Annotated in this window: 22 protein-coding genes; 17 read left to right on the plus strand and 5 right to left on the minus strand. The window is 34.4% G+C overall.

Translation table 11 applies throughout. The features are described 5' to 3' along the window. Window positions 1-4: 4 nt before the first annotated feature. From RB151_RS00725 to RB151_RS00740, 4 genes are all read right to left on the minus strand, one after another. Window positions 5-547, minus strand: a complete 543-nt coding sequence (locus tag RB151_RS00725) for a fimbrial protein (RefSeq protein WP_042848570.1) — start codon at window positions 545-547, stop codon at window positions 5-7. A 60-nt stretch (window positions 548-607) separates the two neighbouring features. Continuing rightward, window positions 608-1,150, minus strand: a complete 543-nt coding sequence (locus RB151_RS00730; RefSeq protein ID WP_042848569.1) for a fimbrial protein — start codon at window positions 1,148-1,150, stop codon at window positions 608-610. A 203-nt stretch (window positions 1,151-1,353) separates the two neighbouring features. Further along, window positions 1,354-1,605 carry a helix-turn-helix domain-containing protein gene (locus RB151_RS00735; protein WP_042848568.1) on the minus strand — a complete coding sequence of 84 codons (252 nt, stop codon included), beginning with the start codon at window positions 1,603-1,605 and terminating at the stop codon, window positions 1,354-1,356. A 929-nt stretch (window positions 1,606-2,534) separates the two neighbouring features. After that, entirely contained in the window at window positions 2,535-2,897 is a 363-nt protein-coding gene (locus RB151_RS00740; RefSeq protein ID WP_042848564.1) for a YibL family ribosome-associated protein, read from the minus strand. A 340-nt stretch (window positions 2,898-3,237) separates the two neighbouring features. Here RB151_RS00740 and RB151_RS00745 point away from each other — a divergent pair, with 340 nt between their 5' ends. The 10 genes from RB151_RS00745 to RB151_RS00790 all read left to right on the plus strand — a co-directional run bounded on the left by RB151_RS00745 (window position 3,238) and on the right by RB151_RS00790 (window position 12,773). After that, window positions 3,238-3,795, plus strand: coding sequence for a tyrosine-type DNA invertase (locus RB151_RS00745; RefSeq protein ID WP_042848563.1), 558 nt, complete (start codon window positions 3,238-3,240; stop codon window positions 3,793-3,795). Window positions 3,796-4,733: 938 nt separating this feature from the next. After that, window positions 4,734-5,123, plus strand: coding sequence for a helix-turn-helix domain-containing protein (locus RB151_RS00750; RefSeq protein WP_042848562.1), 390 nt, complete (start codon window positions 4,734-4,736; stop codon window positions 5,121-5,123). An 82-nt stretch (window positions 5,124-5,205) separates the two neighbouring features. Beyond that, window positions 5,206-5,769 (plus strand): fimbrial protein, encoded by a 564-nt coding sequence (locus tag RB151_RS00755; RefSeq protein ID WP_042848561.1) that lies wholly within the window; start codon window positions 5,206-5,208, stop codon window positions 5,767-5,769. Between the two features lie 84 nt (window positions 5,770-5,853). Further along, window positions 5,854-6,381 (plus strand): fimbrial protein, encoded by a 528-nt coding sequence (locus RB151_RS00760; protein WP_237071501.1) that lies wholly within the window; start codon window positions 5,854-5,856, stop codon window positions 6,379-6,381. A gap of 29 nt (window positions 6,382-6,410) precedes the next feature. Then, window positions 6,411-8,942 carry an outer membrane usher protein gene (locus RB151_RS00765; RefSeq protein ID WP_081363924.1) on the plus strand — a complete coding sequence of 844 codons (2,532 nt, stop codon included), beginning with the start codon at window positions 6,411-6,413 and terminating at the stop codon, window positions 8,940-8,942. A 13-nt stretch (window positions 8,943-8,955) separates the two neighbouring features. Further along, window positions 8,956-9,705 (plus strand): fimbria/pilus periplasmic chaperone, encoded by a 750-nt coding sequence (locus tag RB151_RS00770; RefSeq protein WP_048605543.1) that lies wholly within the window; start codon window positions 8,956-8,958, stop codon window positions 9,703-9,705. Window positions 9,706-9,713: 8 nt separating this feature from the next. Beyond that, entirely contained in the window at window positions 9,714-10,331 is a 618-nt protein-coding gene (locus RB151_RS00775; protein WP_048605542.1) for a fimbrial protein, read from the plus strand. A gap of 39 nt (window positions 10,332-10,370) precedes the next feature. Beyond that, window positions 10,371-10,937, plus strand: a complete 567-nt coding sequence (locus tag RB151_RS00780) for a fimbrial protein (RefSeq protein WP_042848558.1) — start codon at window positions 10,371-10,373, stop codon at window positions 10,935-10,937. Window positions 10,938-10,950: 13 nt separating this feature from the next. Continuing rightward, window positions 10,951-11,952 carry a fimbrial protein gene (locus RB151_RS00785; RefSeq protein ID WP_225833140.1) on the plus strand — a complete coding sequence of 334 codons (1,002 nt, stop codon included), beginning with the start codon at window positions 10,951-10,953 and terminating at the stop codon, window positions 11,950-11,952. 281 nt (window positions 11,953-12,233) lie between these two features. Then, entirely contained in the window at window positions 12,234-12,773 is a 540-nt protein-coding gene (locus RB151_RS00790; RefSeq protein WP_042848556.1) for a DUF2058 domain-containing protein, read from the plus strand. Between the two features lie 48 nt (window positions 12,774-12,821). Here the strand turns inward: RB151_RS00790 and RB151_RS00795 are convergent, their stop codons facing one another. Continuing rightward, window positions 12,822-13,520, minus strand: a complete 699-nt coding sequence (locus tag RB151_RS00795; RefSeq protein ID WP_071547575.1) for an RluA family pseudouridine synthase — start codon at window positions 13,518-13,520, stop codon at window positions 12,822-12,824. Window positions 13,521-13,703: 183 nt separating this feature from the next. On the opposite strand from RB151_RS00795, the gene RB151_RS00800 reads away from it, so the two are divergent. The 7 genes from RB151_RS00800 (at window position 13,704) to RB151_RS00830 (ending at window position 19,089) form a co-directional block, all read left to right on the plus strand. Continuing rightward, window positions 13,704-14,186 carry a cold-shock protein gene (locus tag RB151_RS00800; RefSeq protein ID WP_042848554.1) on the plus strand — a complete coding sequence of 161 codons (483 nt, stop codon included), beginning with the start codon at window positions 13,704-13,706 and terminating at the stop codon, window positions 14,184-14,186. Between the two features lie 1,036 nt (window positions 14,187-15,222). Continuing rightward, complete coding sequence (locus RB151_RS00805) at window positions 15,223-15,768, plus strand: fimbrial protein (RefSeq protein WP_071547576.1); 546 nt, start codon at window positions 15,223-15,225, stop codon at window positions 15,766-15,768. Window positions 15,769-15,844: 76 nt separating this feature from the next. Beyond that, window positions 15,845-16,519, plus strand: coding sequence for a fimbrial biogenesis chaperone (locus RB151_RS00810; RefSeq protein WP_048609192.1), 675 nt, complete (start codon window positions 15,845-15,847; stop codon window positions 16,517-16,519). Next, window positions 16,494-17,057: a hypothetical protein gene (locus RB151_RS00815; protein ID WP_042848884.1), complete on the plus strand. Its 564-nt coding sequence runs from the start codon at window positions 16,494-16,496 to the stop codon at window positions 17,055-17,057. Before RB151_RS00810 ends, RB151_RS00815 begins: the two co-directional genes overlap by 26 nt. A gap of 5 nt (window positions 17,058-17,062) precedes the next feature. Then, a complete protein-coding gene (locus RB151_RS00820) occupies window positions 17,063-17,608 on the plus strand; it encodes a fimbrial protein (RefSeq protein WP_042848885.1) in 546 nt (181 codons plus the stop codon). A 19-nt stretch (window positions 17,609-17,627) separates the two neighbouring features. Beyond that, window positions 17,628-18,347, plus strand: a complete 720-nt coding sequence (locus tag RB151_RS00825; RefSeq protein WP_042848886.1) for a fimbrial biogenesis chaperone — start codon at window positions 17,628-17,630, stop codon at window positions 18,345-18,347. Further along, complete coding sequence (locus tag RB151_RS00830; RefSeq protein WP_042848887.1) at window positions 18,340-19,089, plus strand: fimbrial biogenesis chaperone; 750 nt, start codon at window positions 18,340-18,342, stop codon at window positions 19,087-19,089. Before RB151_RS00825 ends, RB151_RS00830 begins: the two co-directional genes overlap by 8 nt. Window positions 19,090-19,097: the final 8 nt, after the last annotated feature.

Below are 19,097 nucleotides of genomic sequence, written 5' to 3' on the forward strand. Positions count from 1 at the left end.
TAAATTAATAGTAATCAATATCAAATGTAATGATACTTGAAAATTCTCCTACTTGTGGCCTAAGCCCATCATCAACAACAATTTCAGATAAAAAGTTTAATTGTTGTTCATTGACTGATTTCGTTTTGCCTGCAACTCTTTTTAAATCATAAATGGGATAATATTCATTAGGCTTGACAATGTTATTTCCGTTTAATATATAAATAGCCAAACCATCGGCATCATTAAATTTAAATCCATTAAAGTTGCTTGTTACTGAACCTGAAAATTTTATTCTTATAGGTGATTTCTCATTCTCAAAATAAGAATTTGATAGCTGACAGTTTTTTAATATTATTTTAAATGGTTTGATTATCTTTTTATCTTTAATTCTACTTAAAGGGTAATCACCAAATTGAATAATTTGATCTTTACTTGTTAGTTGCATTGAACAACCCGAGGCTAATATTTCACCTTTAACTGTTGCTTGTCCCCAATTCATTGCTGCAAATGCTGGAATGCTAAAAAAATGAGCAAAAAAAGTGGCAATAATTAACAAGTTTTTCATAATAATATTCTTTTTCAGGTAATATACTCCTCCACATAATAGTGAAGGAGTGTATATAACTTACTGGTATGCGATTTCGAAAGTAGAAATAGTTGTGAAATCGCCCGCTGTTACAGCAGCAGCACCTGCTTTTTTAACAAAAGCAGAGTAAGTTAATGTATTGTCACCATCGCGCAAATTTAAGTTAGCAGGAGTACCAAAAGTAATATCTTTAATACCTACAGCAACGTTTGCAGCACTGCCTGTAGTTGCTAAAAGATTTTGACCTGCAATTTTACTTACACCATCAAAAGTAATAGTTGCTGTTTTAGTTACTGTAGTTGGATTTTGTGGATCGCTGTTATCAATTGATGTTAATTTACAGCCTTTCAGATTTAAATCGAAGTTTTTATACTTTGAATCTCCATCATTTAATTGACTTAATGATAGTTGGCCAAAATCAACAATTGTAGCAGTACCACCTTGTCCTGCATCTAAGTTACAAGGCGTATCGCGAACTTCACCTTTGAAAGTAACAGTACCAGTATTAGTATCTGCAATTGAAGCAAATGACGTTGTTAACATTGCTGCTACTAATACAGACATATATTTGTTATGTTTCATACTATTTCCTAATATCATTGTTAAGATGTTAATATTTATGTTTTTGAGAATGGAATTATATTAATTTCATTGACTAACACAGATAAGTATATCTGTATAAGAAAGAGTTTTTGCTATATAAATTTCTTTATTATACAGGAATATGAATAATGTATTATTATTTGATAATGTAGTGTTTACTCATTACTAAAATTTTATTTCTCTCATTTCAAATAGGATGAGTATGAAACAAAATCTGAAAATGATGCATTCATAATTGATAAAATAAATATCAAATCTGGTAATGATAGGCCATTTGAACCTCGTTCATATCGTGATATTTGCTGTTGACTTACTCCTACTAATTTACCTAATTGTGCACCAGTTAATCCATTTTTAAGTCTGGTTTTTCTTATAAAATCACCAATTTCTAGGTTTATATTTTTTACAATGAAATTTTTTTGGGTGCTAATCATAATAAATTCCTCAATAATTTATTTAATTAAACTAGTGAAGTTATAATTTCTTACTGATTTAATTTTCATTTAATCTAGCTTTTATTTTTATTTATTTAAAGATGTTTATATCGATCGATTAGTTAACTTTGATAGGCTAACCCTATCAAAATGCTGTTATTGATCGGTTATTCGGATCAAAATGTGACTTTAACTACTATTTAAAGAACATAACAATATGATTTTATGGTTTTTTTTTGATTCGATATTATGTTGTTAATTTCGAGCAGGACTATAATTTATTTATTTACATTACAACTTACGTATTAAATAAAAAACATTTTGTTACATATAAGTACGTATTTATTATATTTTGTTTCATAATAATATTGTTACATTTTAAATTAATTACAGTAAAAACTATAACGTTAGGGTTATTTTGATTTTATATTAGGGTAAGATTATTCTTAGTATCGTTTGTCTTTTTAACTAACATAATAGTATATACATTTTACATTTTAGAGTGTTAAATAGAATGAAAGAGTTATAGATGTTTTTAGAATTAATGTAGTCCTCTATAACATAAAGCTTAGATTTTATATGAGTTTTATTCGGGTTTAATAGTTTCTCTATTTAAATTCTCTTCTTTTCATTTTTCGTAGAGTATGATAATTGCCGTTACTACTAGCTATGATGAATTTTGCTATAGCGGTTAACTATTAGAGTTTACATTGTTTACTCGATTATCAATGAAGTTACATGACATGTATATTCGCCCAATGATAATACTTAAGCTTATTGAGGGTGATTTTAACGACTGAGTCATTGACTTCAATTGATATCTTTAGCATGAAAATAGAGTTTATCTACTGCTGTATTACGTTCAGAGTTAGAGCGCTTAGGCAGTAAATCATAAATTGGCAAAGTATGTTAAAGAGGGGCTTCTCTCACTAGAAGTCAGTCTTAGAAAAACCAGTCATACCATCCAGCCCCATTTCACGACCTAATGCCGTCATGGGATGGACAATGACCAGCCCTCGCACGGTTTTTTTCAGCTTACCAAGATCAGCTTGTTCTTTCTTCGTAATAGGGCGTTTGAATGGCATATCAACCAATTTTTGCGCTTCTTTACTTAATTTTTTGTTACGTACCTCTTTTAGACGAGCGATTTCAATTTCCAGCGTCGCTTTTTCTTTCTCTAGCTCGGCGTATTTTTCTGCTTCATTCGTCAATTGCATACTGGTCATTTGGTGACGAATAAGGTCTAAACGGTCGCTAAGAAGCTTAATTTGTGTTTTTTCGATTTCTTTCATTATTTATTAACCGTGGATAAATTTTATTGTGGGCAAGTATACACTATTGCGGGAAAGAGAGGGAAAAGAGATGCTGGCTAATGCCCCTTTGAAGTTACCTTTATCGTTCATCATCCATGTGATGAAAACAACATAACTACCTTATAAATCAACTTATCACTCAACTATCCATCGTATTTTATTCTTTTATGTCTTAGTGACATCATGATTAAGTGCTTGCATTGCGGTATCATCACTGCCCTTTCTGACATATTATATTTAATTTTCTAAAAAATTATTATTTTTAGTTAATTTATCGTTGGTATATAGCGAAATATAACGAGGTATAGATGAGATCATAATGACTAAACGTAAATTTATTACACGTACAGAAGTTAATTCTTTATTGGAGGCTACAAAGCAAGGTCGCTATCCTAATCGCGACTATTGTTTGTTATTAATGAGCTTTTTGCATGGGCTAAGAGTGAGTGAGCTCACTCATATCACAATGTCTGATATTGATTTGGTGCAGAAAGTGATATTTATTAGGAGACTAAAAGGAGGGTTGTCTACCGTACAGCCTATAATTCCCGAAGAGTTTACTGTGATTGAAAAATGGCTAGTTGAACGAAACTCTTGGAAAACAGCAGGATCAGATTGTTTATTCATTTCACAGAAAGGAAGCCAAATTTCTCGTTATCAAATTTATCGTTTATTTGAACAGTATGGAAAAATAGCAGGGCTTCCTGTAAAGCTTCATCCTCATATGCTAAGGCACGCATGTGGTTATGCATTAGCTGATTTAGGTAGGGATACACGATTAATCCAAGACTATTTAGGGCATCGAAATATCGCTCATACTGTCATTTATACTGCTAGTAATGAAAAAAGATTTAGCGGTATTTGGTCGAATAAATAAGCAATTTAATGACTTGTGTCAACATAAAGCTAACATTAAACATAATAATATGAACTAAACACCAAGAATACCTCAGTTATTTAGGCAATTGATATGATAAAGCTGAGGTATTCTTATGCATATTAAGGGCAAAAATTATTTTTAAAGCCATAAATAAGATGTTCAAATGACTTATTTTCCAACCTCTAAAAATAAAATTAGTTAATAATTTCATCTATTCTTTTTTTTGAATTATCATAATTTAATTACTCCAATTAAGGGTATCAGTAACCCGCTTGCGTTGTTAACTAATTGTTATCATATTTTAATCATTTCTTTTACAGTGATAGTCTATTTTGGATTGTCTAATAAAGTTTCTCTGTTAAATGGCGTGTTATAAGCGAGGTTTTTTAGATGATAAATTTATATTTTTTGTTTTTGTAAGATTAAAAATCTATAGTTTGTGGTTTTTGATGTGTTGACGCAGTATGTAATAAGAAAATTAATCAATTATCGATGATAATCAACTGAATGAATAAAATGCCTATAAAAATCAAGCTACAACGCAACATAATAAATCAAAATGTTTAAATTACCTAATAAGTATAATTATCAGGCTAACCAAAATCAAATAGCATAAAATTCTGTTACTGTAATGCATTTTAGAGGTAATTATTAATTAATGTAAAAAATTGTCATTAACAACAAAAAGTTATCATTCATGATTTTTATATGCAATAAAACCAACCAGTCAAATAATCTAACTCTACCAGTTTAGTAGATATATTAAAGATTTTAATTCTGACGATTCTTATATAAAAAACAATTTGTCTAAAACTTATTTAACGCAACATTTTGATTTATTTTGTTGCGTTTTTTTTCATGTAAAAAATGAATTGTTTGTTTTATGAGCAGCTCTGATTGTTTTGCCACATTACACAAGGCTTTATTGGTGAGATATGAAAAGTAATAAATTAAAGACCAGTATAGATAGCTTTCAGAAAATACTAACCGAACAAATTGGCATGGAATTATCCTATCTTAGAAAGGAGAAAGGGCTTAGTGGTAGTGAGTTAGCTAAAAAATTAAAGATATCACAACAACAAATATCTCGTTATGAAAGAGGAATATGTAGCATTAACTGTGGAATGCTATTTTCAATTTTATTCTATCTAGAAATCAGCCCGAGTGCATTTTTTGAAAGTGTATCATTGAAAATAAATGAAAAACATCCTAGTGCTAATTCATTTATTCATAATAGTGAGTGTTTGTCCGATGGAAAGGATAACTACCATTATATTTTTAATCGACAAACAGAAGTTATTTTAAATTCTTTATACAGCAAATAGTTATTTTAAAAATAATAAATTCTAACTATGCCCTACATCATGTCGGGTAATCATCACGTTGTTATATATAAATGAGGTTCAAATGAAAAAAGTATTTTTAGCCGCACTAGTTTCTGCCGCTATTGCATCTCCAGCACTGGCTGACCAAGGACATGGTAAAGTCACCTTTAAAGGTGAAATTATCGATGCACCTTGCTCAATTAGTTCAGATTCTATTGACCAAACAGTATGGTTAGGCCAAATCGCTAACTCTATTTTAGCGAATGGTGGTACTTCTAGCGCTAAACAATTCAATATTGAATTGGAAGACTGTGTATTCCCGAAAGATGCAGATGACAAAGTGTACAACGATAAAGTGAGTATCACATTCTCTGGTTCTAGCGCTGCTTTCAACTCTAAATTATTGGGTGTAACAGGTTTAGATGCAACAGACCCAACTATTGCTGGCAACGTAGGTATTCAATTAACGGATACTAATGGTGCAGCATTAGATATGGGAGTTGCAACAGCTCAAGAACACCAATTACAAGCGGGTGATAATACATTGCGTTATAGCGCTTATGTACAAGGTGCGAATGTTGCGGTTGATAAAATTCCATTAGGTAAATTTGAAGGCGTAACTAACTTTACCTTAACTTATAACTAATTGATTAGTTTAAGAGGAATACCTTTGTGTTCCTCTATTAATCACCAAACTAAGTCAGAGGTTAAAGTGAAAGGATTTATCTATTTGCGAAGAAAAGCATCTTCTCTATTTCTTCTAACATTATTTCTTTCGCCACAAATGGCAGCATCATCTCATGGATGGGGAAAAGTCACGATGAATGGCGAAATAGTCGATACTGCCTGCGCAATAGATATTGGGTCTAGGGATCAGACCATTAATATGGGGGTGCTTCCAACAAGCTATATTCGTGAAGTTGGGAAAGGCCCCATAAAAGAATTCAATATTAAGCTCATTGATTGTCGTTGGGAAAAATATTCGAAAGATAATAACGAATGGAATTCACTCGAAGTCACTTTTGATGGCCCATCTGAAGGTGATTTTTTCACACTCTCGGGTGAAGCAAAAGGAGTGCAATTGGCATTGCATGATATATCTGGATATTCCATTACACCAGGAAAGCCATTACCTGTATTAGGAATTACGCCAGGGACAATGATCCTGAAATATCAAATGCAATTAGTCACCAATTATCATCCTGTTAAAGCGGGTAATTACCAAACCTTATTAAGGTTCAAGGTCGATTATTATTAATTCTAAGAAATTATATTGGTGTTTTAGGGATGTTTTTTATGTTTTTTAAACAACACAAAATAAACATAATAACGACAACGATAATGATTACATTTGGAACATTATCCGCTCAGTTATATGCTGCTGATACTATACAATTTAATACGGCGTTATTTGATTTAGAAGACAAAAAAAACATTGATATTAAGCAATTTTCACGTGCTGGCTATATTATGCCTGGCACCTATCCCCTCAAAGTACAAGTCAATAAAGAAACTTTACCTGAGCAACGGTTTTCATTCTATGCGCCAGAGAATGACCCTGAAGATAGCCTCGTTTGTATCACACCAGAACAAGTCCAACAGCTAGGGTTAACAGCCAGTTCGTTGAAGCAAATTACGTGGTGGCATAATAATGAGTGTCTTGATTTATCCAGCTTACCCGGCTTTCAAGCTCGAGGGGATTTATCTGACTCAACATTGTATCTGAGTATACCTCAAGCCTACCTTGAATATAGAACAGCTAATTGGGACCCGCCCTCTCTGTGGGATGAAGGGGTTTCAGGGGCTATTTTAGACTACAATATAAACGCAAGAGCGAATAAGCCTCATGATAACAATAGCAACTATAATGTGACAGCAAATGGTGTCGCAGGTGTGAACCTTGGTGCATGGCGTTTCAGGGGAGATTGGCAGGGACGTGCTCAACGAGAAAATGGCTCGAACAGTAAAAATGAGCATGATTTTCAATGGAGCCGACTATACGCCTATAAAGCGTTAACCAGTATTAAAGCGAAATTGACCTTAGGTGAGGACTATTTTAACACGGATTTATTCGACAGTTTTCGATTTACAGGTATTGGCTTACGCTCTGATATCTTAATGTTGCCGCCTAATTTACGTGGCTATGCACCTGAAATAACGGGTGTTGCGACGACAAATGCGACGGTGATTGTTAGCCAACAAGGGCGGATTATTTATCAAGAACAAGTCGCTGCGGGTCCTTTCCGTATCCAAAATTTAAGTGATGCGACGACGGGAAAACTGGATGTTCGAATCGAAGAGCAGGATGGTTCGGTTCAAGAATATCAGGTTGAAACAGCCAATATCCCTTATTTAACTCGACCAGGTAGTATTCGATATAAATTAGCGATGGGTCGTCCAACGGATATGGATCATCATGTCAATGGAGATACATTTGCGAGTGGTGAAATGTCGTGGGGTGTCACTAATGGTTGGTCATTGCTTGCAGGCTCATTAAATAGCCAAGACTATAATGCATTCAACGTGGGTGTAGGCCGAGACTTACTGGCATTTGGTGCCTTATCTTTCGATATTACGCATTCAATTGCAAATATTCCTAATGATAAAAAACTCACGGGTAATTCTTATCGAATAAACTATTCAAAACGTTTTGATGACTATGATAGCCAAGTTCAATTCGCGGGTTACCGATTCTCAGAACGCAGCTTTATGACTGTAACCGATTTTTTAACGGTTAAAGATTCAGGTGAGCGTCAAGGTAGTAATAAAGAAATGTATGTGATTTCTTTAAATAAAAACTTTAGGGAATCGAGAATTACAGCTTATTTAAACTACTCGCACCAGACTTATTGGGATAAGCCAGAAAGTAATCGCTACAATTTAATGGTGACAAAAACCTTAGATTGGGGAAGCCTGAAGAACATTAATATTTCGTTATCGGCTTATCGCAATAAATATAATGAAACAAATGATGATGGCCTGTATATCTCAGCGTCAATGCCTTGGGGAAATGGTGCAAATATTGGTTATTCATTGCAAGCAACACGTGATGATACCGTTAATCGAGCAACCTATTATGACAAATTGTCCGATAGAACCAATTATCAAGTCAGTGCAGGTTCGACCAACAAAGGTGGAACCGCAAGCACCTATATTACCCATTATGGTGATAATACTAAGTTAACTGCAAATGCCAGCTATATTCACAATAATTACACGTCATTTGGGGTAGGGGCACAAGGCGGGTTTACCATGACTTTAAATGGTGCGGATGCTCACCGAGTCTCAAATATTGGCGGAACTCGTTTACTGATTGACACCGATGGTGTGGCTAAGATCCCTGTATCAGACCGAGGTATCCCTATTGCATCAAATGCATTTGGTAAAGTGGTTGTTCCTGACTTAAATAGTTACTACCGCAGTAAAGTTAAAGTTGATTTAAACGCATTACCGAATAATGCCGAAGTAACGGATTCTATTGTTCAAGCGACATTAACAGAAGGTGCGATTGGCTATCGCAAATTTAATGTACTGTCTGGTGAAAAGATGATGCTTTCAATGCGTATGTCTGACGGTTCTGCACCGCCATTTGGTGCTCAGATTACGAATTTGAAAGGAAAAGAAACGGGAATAGTCACCGATAATGGATATGCCTATGTTAGTGGTATCAACCCAAATGAAGTCATGATTATTCATTGGGGTGGCGAAGCACAATGTGAAATTAATTTTCCAGAAAATTTAGAAACAATTCATCAAGGATTATTTATTCCTTGTAAACCATTATCAAATAAACGTAATGAAGCAGATAATAATCTGTAGATGAGTGATTGCTATGAAAAAATTAACTAATTTATATATCAGTACTATTTTACTAAGTTGTTTAGTTAGCGGAAGCGCATTCTCGGCAATTGCTTTAGATAGAACCCGAGTTATTTTTAATGGCGATCAAAAAAGCGTTTCAATTACTATTACTAATAAAAATAATCAACTGCCTTATTTGGCTCAAGGGTGGGTTGAAAATATTCAAGGGGTAAAAATTACTTCACCGTTTGCAGTATTACCTCCGGTGCAAAGAGTTGAACCCGAAAAATCAAGCCAAGTCCGTATTGAAGCGCTCCCTGAAATTAGTCAGTTACCTCAGGACAGAGAAAGTGTTTATTACTTTAATTTAAGGGAGATCCCACCAAAAAGTGATAAGCCGAATGTTTTGCAATTGGCGTTACAAAGCAAAATTAAATTATTTTATCGCCCTAAAAGTATCATGCTAAGTGAAACAGAAATGCTGAATAACCCTTGGCAAGAAAAAACACAGCTTATTAAGCAAGGTGACCAATATATCATTAAAAATCCAACTCCCTTTTATATCACGATTATTGGTGCAGCTGAACGTAAAGATTCACCAGTAAATCAGAATTTTAAGGCAGTTATGGTTGCACCATTTAGTGAAGAAAAATTAGGGGTTCCAAGTTCTACTGTGGGATCAAACCCAGTATTGACCTATATAAATGATTATGGCGGCCGACCAAAACTTCAATTTAAATGCCAAGCAAACACATGTCAGGTTGTTCCTGAAAATAAATAGAGAGGAAAATGATGATTAATCAAAAAAGCTTTTCCCTACTCTTTGGATTATCTCTCATATTTCATTCATCTGTTATATATGCGGCATCAAATAATGCCTTTTATAACACGACAGGAAATTGGGATGTTGAAGGTGCAAATGGCAAAATTTTCGTTTATGGCTCGTTAACGGAAAGCGCCTGCCATTTATCGATGGATTCTGCATTTCAATCTGTTGATTTAGGTAACATTGAAACGGCATCATTAAAAACAATTGGGGCTCAAGGCCACAAGACACCGATAAACATCGAATTATTGGATTGTATCGAAACCCCAACTGTTTTGCGAAACAATAAATCAGGTAATGTTACATGGAGTATTTCTCAGCCTGGCATGAAAATTAGGTTTATCACGCCAGTTGTTCCTTTTAGGCCGAACATAGCGAAAGTTGAAGGTGTGAATGGACTTGGATTACAGATAACTAATCCTAAAGGGAAAGAAATTGCTTTTGGTGAGTATAGTGAACCTGAGCTTATTTCTACGGGGCAAAATATTTTAACTTATTATGTAGCACCCGTAAGAATTGCAGAGAAATTACAAGCAGGGGCTTATCGAAGTGTTATTTCTTTTCAAATAACGTATGAATAATCTTAATAGATTGTCTGATATAGCATTGAAGGTATTTATATGAATAACTTAAATTTCAATTTTTATAAATTTAAAAAAATAATACTCTCCATGCTATTTAGTTTGTTATTTTTTTCGTTACCGAGCCATGCCAAAAATGGCCAAATAGGTGAAATTAAAATACGAGGGCAGCTTGTCGCTGAAGCTTGTACAGTAAGGCCTGGTGATGAAAATATCATTGTGGACTTTGGTACTATCGTTAATAAGTACCTCTATATTAACCAAAAAACGCCACTTGAAAATTTTAATATTCATTTAGATGATTGTGATAATAGTATTTTTAAAACAGTGACCGTTAAATTTACAGGAAGCGAAAATACTCATTTACCTGGCCTTCTTGCATTAGATTCTGGCAGCATGGCTTCGGGGATCGGAATTGAAATCTTAGAATATAGTGGTAAAAAAATCCCCATTAATAGTTCGACATCTGCATACAATCTAGAGAATGGTACGAATATTTTAAGTTTTAATGCAAATGTACAAGGGGAACCCGACGCAATAAAAAATAAAAGTATTGCGTTTGGCCATTTTACTGCAACCGCTGTTTTTAGTTTAATTTATGATTAAGGTATCAGTAACAATGAAGATATTAATATTACTTCTCGCAACCTTATTATTTTCTCCGGCCATTTTTGCATTCCAGTGTAAAACTAATGGGGGACAAGAAGTTGGTGGGGGAACGCAAAGCATTTATGATGTTCCTCTCGATAATGATATTTTTGCTGTACCTAATCGTATAAATGAATTCGCGGATGTGAGTGATTTTATGACCTGCCGTAATGAAGCCCCCAATGCTTATGTCGATTATTTAAATGTGACTGGTGCTGACCTTGGCCCTGTATTTAAGAATAACCCTGAATTAAAAGCGGGTGTCGTCGTGCGCGGTGCTTATTATTTAGCACCATTTAGCGGTAAAGAAATTCAAGTATTTCGTTTAACTACAGCAAGTGAACCTTTACAAATTAAATTATATTTACAGGTAAATGTTAAACCAACGCCATCAGTATTGGTTAGAAAAGGCGATTTGCTGATGACATTAGATCTCCATAAATATGCGACATTTGTAAATAGTAATCAGCATATTGACCACGCTTATTTTAAATGGAATTTTTATGCAGGTAACGACGTGGTTGTTGGAACAGGTACATGTGATATTAATGATAACCAAATCATCATTGTTGATTTTGAAACAGTAAATGCATCGGGTATTTCAACGGTGGGGAGTGCAAGCCGTTTTCAACGTAACGCAGAAATCACTTATAGTTGCGAAGATAATAATCTGACAGCGCCAATAAAGATGATTATTAGCGGAGAAACGTCGACTTTTTCATCTGATGCTTTACTTGTTAGAACTGGAGATATTGGTAGCCAAGGTCCTATTATGCCTGGATTGGGTGTTGAGATTTATCATCAAGGGCAAAGAGTTTCCCCTATGAATGGGCACTTCGATTCAAAAATAGAAAATGGGCATGGTAGAGATACATTAATGTTTACGCTAGTTAAAAAACCTAATTTATCTCCAAATGAATTGATAGAAGGCCAGTTTAGTTCAGCAGCGACCATTATTATGTCCACTCCGTAGCAATTAAAGTAGAGAGGTTTTTATGTTGATGAAAGCCTCTAACTTTTCTCGTCAACTCCCTATGGTTACTGAGTAAATTGTGTGTATAAGAAAATAATTTTTTATAGACACATTTTGGATTAGACAAAATAAGTTAAATACACCAAATTTTGAATTGTCATCGTTATTATATTTTCTTAAATATCATCACATAATTTCTCCACCAATGAAGCTCAAAACCTATCAGGTCTCAGCAGCTACAGGTATAATCACATAATTATCTGATAGATTTAGAGGCAAAGATGGCAAAACTTACCTTACAAGAGCAAATGTTAAAAGCGGGATTGGTGACAAGCAAGAAAATGGCCAAAGTCCAAAGAACAACAAAAAAGTCACGGGTCCAAGCTCGCGAAGCCAGAGAGGCTGTTGAGGAAAATAAAAAGGCACAACTAGAGCGTGATAAACAGCTAAATGAGCAACAGAAACAAGCGTTGTTAGCAAAAGAATATAAGGCGCAAGTGAAACAATTGATTGAAATGAATAGGATTAATATTGCAAAGGGCGATATTAACTTTAATTTCACAGATAATAATGTAATAAAACAAATCGTTGTAGATAAAACCACTCAAACTCAGCTGATTAATGGTCGTCTCGCAATTGCACGCTTACTAATTGATAACACGGATGTATGTGAATATGCCATTATTCCTGCGAGTGTAGCCGATAAAATCATACAAAGAGAGGCAGATTGCATTGTATTAAACAATGCATTAAGCCAAGAGCAGCAAGATGAAGACGACCCATATGCTGACTTTAAGGTGCCCGATGATTTGATGTGGTAATACTTTTCCATGTTTTAAGTTGCCACATTAGTATGATTTAACTGCTTTTTAAAAGGGGCTCGTGCTGTATGCTTTGACCCGTTCCTTGCTAATTGGGTGGATAAAATGCAGTTCACTCGCATGCAACATTAAGCGCAGAGCATGTTCTGTATTGGCAAGTAGGCAGCCACCATATAAGTCACACCCTAAAATAGGGTGGCCTAATAGTTGGCAGTGAATACGGAGTTGATGGGTTCGGCCCGTTTCGGGGGTTAATAGTACTCGAGTTAATGGCAATGTTGCTCCATTGTCGAGTGTGTGAGTCAAGCGTTCGATAACTTGATAAGCCGACCGCGCGGGCTTGCCTTGGTGTTCACAAATGGACATTCGAGGGAAAAGCTCAGGCTTTTTGGCGATTGCGGCGTCTATTACTCCATGGTTATTATTTAAGTGCTCACAAAGGAGTGCATGGTATTTTTTCGTCACGGATCTTTGGCTAAATTGCTGGTTAAGTGCCGCGTTTATCTGTTTATTTCGCGCTACAACCATTAACCCCGAGGTGCCAAAATCGAGGCGGTGCACTAAGGTGCAATTTGGAAATATTTGCGCTAAGCGGTAGTGCACAGAATCTAAGTTTTGTGGGTTTTTTCCTGAAAGGCTTAGCAAACCACTTGGTTTATTAATAAGAACAAGGTACTCATCCTGATAGACAATTTCTATCTTATCGTGACAGGGCGGCGCAATAAAGGTATCGATGATTTCAGTCATTAGCCTTTCCAACAAAAAATAGCGGTTGATAATAACCAATTTTTAGTCGGCAGGCGAATGCTTGCCACTTGCATCACGTAAATTTATCACTCAGACTAAAAGCAAAGCCGTAGTTTACACATGTATTGTGCTCTATACTGCGCATTGTAAAAACTGAGTCAATAAATGATTAACTAGGTGGTAATGGCAATGAATGGAACAATCACAACATGGTTTGAAGATAAAGGTTTTGGATTTATCAAAGATGAAAATGGCGATAACCGTTATTTTCATGTGGTTAAAGTTGCCAATCCTGACTTAATTAAGAAAGATGCTTTAGTGACTTTTGAACCTACCACGAATACAAAAGGGTTATCTGCTTATTCGGTAAAAGTTATACCTGAGAGCAAATATGTATATATTGCGGGTGAGCGCATTAAAATAACCTCCATCAAGTCTTATCGAGTTTATAGCGAGGAAGTTCCTGCGGATACCCGTATTGATAAAGAAAATACTGTGTTATCTGTCGGTGCATTGATGAATAGTATCAAGCCAAAATCTGCTACTCAGCCGGGTGAAATGCGTTCACTAAAAAAATTGGATATTCATACGTTACATGGTACGACGTTAACTTTCTCTGAAGATGAAATTGACATTGATGACGCAGTAAAACTACTCAAGTTTTAATTGTTCGGTTAACTCTATATTTAAAAATTGATTTTATCATCAAAGAGCCGTGAATTACGGCTCTTTTGTTTAAGCATTATCAACTGACCTTCCACCTTCTATATAGTATGTCATATCTCACCTCTCCCTTCTTTTAGTTAAATAGCTAAAATTGTCTTTATTTAGTACGTCGGAGGGTATTGGCCGAAAGTTCGAAGAGCGCTAAAAAATTTATCAACCTGAGAAGCCAGTTAAGCAGGTGGGTTCTTAAGGAGTAGGCTTGTTTGGATCACCGATAAAATAGGTGGCAAAGCTATCAGAGTGCTTATCTAGTATGAATATCTTTAGATTGAATGACAGAATAAAGAATTTATACGTTGAATCTTAAATGCATCAGAGTATTCTTAAGTTATTAAATGATGCTTGATTTAATAACAAGCGGATGGATGAGTATTAAAAATGATCAAGATTAATTTAAGTGTTAATAGAAAATCAATAAAAGGTATTTTTATCACACCTCGTAGTTATTCGTAACATTTAGCCTGCATACGCATCTCATGTGTTATTTTTAGCGACAAATTATGTACAAATATTAATTTTAGCATTTATGTCTGAATAAACTCAACAATGAACGCACTCTTGGCATATAACACTGAAATGCCACTCGAAATATTAGTTAAGCTACATATAAAAAACATAACCTATTGATATCAATTGAAAATAACAATTTGAAAACTATTTAAAAACCATAAAAATGGATTTCCCACCGGTTTGACAACCTATATGAGTAGAATTAATATTATCCACGAACTCTGGTAGACAAGAGTTAATTAAATAGACATGAAGATATTTTAAAGTTAAGTTTTTACTTATAAGCTAGTTTAATTTTTATTAAATGGCCGAATAAATATATTTATTTGTTTGGGTTTAATAATGAGATAAATCATATTAAATCTACATTAATAAAATAAAAACTTAATCTGTAATTCTAAAATTTATATACCCATTAATTTAATCTTTAAATTAAGGCGTTCTCACATACTTAGGAATGATTATTATGAAATTGAATAAACTTGCTTTAGTTGGTGCATTCGCGGTTGCTACTCTTTCTTCTCAAGCTTTTGCTGCACAAGATGCAACTGTTAACTTTAATGCACGTTTAGTTGCTGCAACTTGTGATATCAGCGCTTCTAAAGATTTAGTTAGCTTAGGTACACACTCAACTGAAAACCTAGACACTACTAAAGCATTATCTGAAGCAAACTTTAACTTAGTTTTAAATAACTGTACTAAAGTTTATGACGATTCTACAAACCAAGCTGCTGATGCAACGACTGTTTCTATCTTAGCAACTGGTGAAGCATTAACTGGTCACTCAGATATGTTTGCTGACGCTCAAGCATCACAAATCGGTGTTAAATTAGCTGCTGGTAAAGCAAAAACTGAAGTTAAACCTAACATTGCAACCGAAATTACTGACCTGAAAGTAACCGGTAAAAATGACTACATCATCCCAGTTGTTGCTGGTCTGTACGCAACGGCTTCTGATGCTGTCGCACAAAACTTAAATGTGCCAGTAACATTCAGCGTAGCATACGACTAATCACCGTCGTGCGTTAATTTAGCTAGTAAAGCAGGCAGTGATTTATTGCTGCCTGCAAATTATAAGAGAAAAAAGAATGCTAAAATTAAAATCCTTACTTTTTATCTTATTTGCTTTTTCGTTTTCTTCTCAAGCGGGTGTCGGTTTAAGTCAAACGCGTATTGTTATTGATGAAGCAACAAACTCTGCTGCAATTACTGCACGAAATGAAGACAGTAAATCGTATTTAGTCGCCAGTTTTATTACACAAAAATTAGACAGCAAAACACCTTCTGAAGGTTACTTTGTCATTACACCTTCTATTTTTAAATTAGCGCCAAAACAACGTAATATTATTAAAATAAAAGCGCTCACACACAAGTTTCCAAAAGATCGTGAAAGTATGTATTACTTTCACTCAAGAAATGTCCCTGAATCCGATAAAGCGGATGGGGTAAAAGTCGGGTTAGAAAGTGTTATTAAAATTTTCTATCGACCGGCTAATCTGCCGATGCAGCAAGAAGAAGCATTTAAAGGCATCAAAACTAAAAGTACCTCCAATGGCGTTAAGGTAGTCAATAACTCGCCTTACTATATCAATTTGGCTGGTTTATCTGTTAATAACAAAGCGATTAAGCTTAATAAACAAAATAATGTTATTGCCCCATTTGCTGAAATGAACTTTGTTTCTCAATCAAAAGTGGGTGCTGTTAAGTGGGCTGTTATCAACGACCTTGGAGGATACAATGAATATCATGGGACTGTTGAGTAAAGGGATATTAGCGCTAAGTGTCATTGTATTCTCAGGCTCAATTATTGCTCAGAATGGGCAAATACAGTTCAAAACCAAAATCATAAAAGGAACTTGTGAGTTTGATGATAACAGTGAGTTAGATAAATATATTGATTTTAATAAAAGTGGAATGCTAACAGCATCTGATGTTGACGAAAGCCCAATTAATCAACCGATAAAAACTGAAAGTTTTTCTTATACCATTACTTGTCAGAATTTCCCGGCAGGTACTGAAAAGAAAATTAAAATAAAATCTAAATCGGCCGCATCAACAACATTTAATAATGGTATTTTTTTTGGATTAGCAGATACAACTAAAACGGGTTTTTTACTTGAATCCTGCGACAATAACAACCAAAATTGTCAGGCGGTGAAAGATGAAGGGATTTCCACATTTCCTTCCACAACCAGCGATTCAATTGTTGTGAATTACCAAGTTAGCCTTGTCAAACGAGAGAATAACGTTAAGCCAGGCGATGCTAATGCTGCGGTTACTTTTGAATATTATCAGGATTAAGAGCCATGAAAAAAATAAAACAGGGGTTACTGACTTTTTTAATGCTCCTCATGCATTACCCCGTGATGGCGGCAGATGATTACAAAGTAGAATACCAATTTTCTGTTTTATTTTTAGCTAAGACCTGTGAAATCGATGTCCCAAATGAAATTATATTTGGTAATGCATCTGGTGTCACAACCGTCAGTGAAATTAAAAAGGATACAGTGGCAAAGAATTTCTCGATTGGTTTAAGAAATTGTACTACGACGGATCAAAAAACGGCGGCGGTTTATTTAGCATCAGGTAATACATTAAATGGCAGCAAAAACTTCTTCAATGATGACCCAAATGGTGTCATTGGTGTTCAGTTATTAGAAGGAAATCGGGTTATTGATGTTAATCAGAGCTCATTATTAAAGCCAGATGCAGCCTCAATAATTTGGGATAATATTCAAAGTGTCAGTGAAACAAAAATGGTGACAGCCAAATTACGTTGCGCTGAAAGCAATTGTAACCCTAGCGATGGTGATTTCTCTGCAACATTAACTATTGGCTATTATGCCGATTAATAATATAGCGGAAGTTTAAATGAAAAAGATAATACAAGCCTTATTAGGCATAGTTTTTGTATCACAAGCTTCATTTGCTGCGGTTTCACTCGACCATTCAAGGGTTATCTTTACTCAGAATGATAAAAGTCAAAGTATTACAGCACATAATAGTGGTGGAAAAAAATATCTGGTACAAAGCTTAATTTTTTCAACCTTAGAAAAGGAGGGTGAGGCTAGTGAAAATTTCACAGTCATACCTCCAATTGTAACACTAAAAGAAAATTCAAATAACGCATTGAAAATCATACCAAAATCATTAGGCGATTTACCTAATGATAGAGAGTCCTTATTTTATCTCATGTCTAATTTTATTCCTGAGACACAACAAAGGAATAATGATGATAGTGATAAGGTGAACACAAGATTCAACTTATCAACAAAAATTGTAATAAAGATGTTCTACCGTCCAAATGGAATTAATGGTCATGTTAATGATTACATTAATAAACTAACAGCAACTCAGGTAGGAAAGAAAATTGTAATTAAAAACCCATCTCCTTATTACTATACCTTAGTAAATATAAAGATGGATAACATCGATTATGATAGTGATAGAGCACCAATGGTAGCCCCATTCTCAACAGTTGAATTAAATACAAATAGAAAAATATCAAAGTTAGAGTGGAGCATAATCAATGATTATGGTGGAGAAACAAAAGCAAAACCACTCATCTTAAAGGGTACTCAACATGATTAAAAATAGCGTATGGTCCTTTTGGTTTATTATTCTACTTTATCCACTAATTGCATCGGCGGATAACTCAACAGGATTTGACTTTGTACTAAAGCGTTATGTTTATAATGAAAGCAACTCAGGCGGTATTAGTGTTGATATGACTAATGCAAACCCCAATAGCTATTTAATGGAAGCTTGGGTTGCTAATATTGATGAAGCGACCTTACTTCCTAAAAGTGAAAATAAAAATGAGCAAGTTCCATTTATTATCTTACCTCCGCTAAAGAAAATGGACCCTAATACTCAAACCTCATGGAATATCCGTCGAATTAGTAATCAAATTAATAATACTGATATACCAAAAGATAGAGAAAGTTTGTATTGGATTGGGATTAGAGCTATTCCTGATGAAGGGAAAAATAAAAAAGAAAATAGCGTCCAATTGAATATTATCCCGAATTTCTATTTTAAATTAATCTATCGCCCTAAAGCGATTGAAGAACTTAAGACAGCTGAATTAGCGAAAAAAGTTAAGATAACTCGCAAAGGTAATTTATTACAGATTGAAAATCCAACCCCGTTCTATCTATCATTTGATTATTTAAAAGTGGCTGGAAATAGTATCAAAAATGAAGGTAGGGAAATAACATTAACGCCTTTTTCAACCAAAGACATTACATTACCTAATTCGAAGGCTGGAAAAATCGAATGGCGATTTACCGATGAAAATTTAATGGAGTTACCTCCTCAATCCATAGAATAAACATCGAT

It is taken from the genome of Providencia rettgeri, assembly GCF_001874625.1.
GTDB classification, from domain to species: Bacteria; Pseudomonadota; Gammaproteobacteria; order Enterobacterales; family Enterobacteriaceae; genus Providencia; species Providencia huashanensis.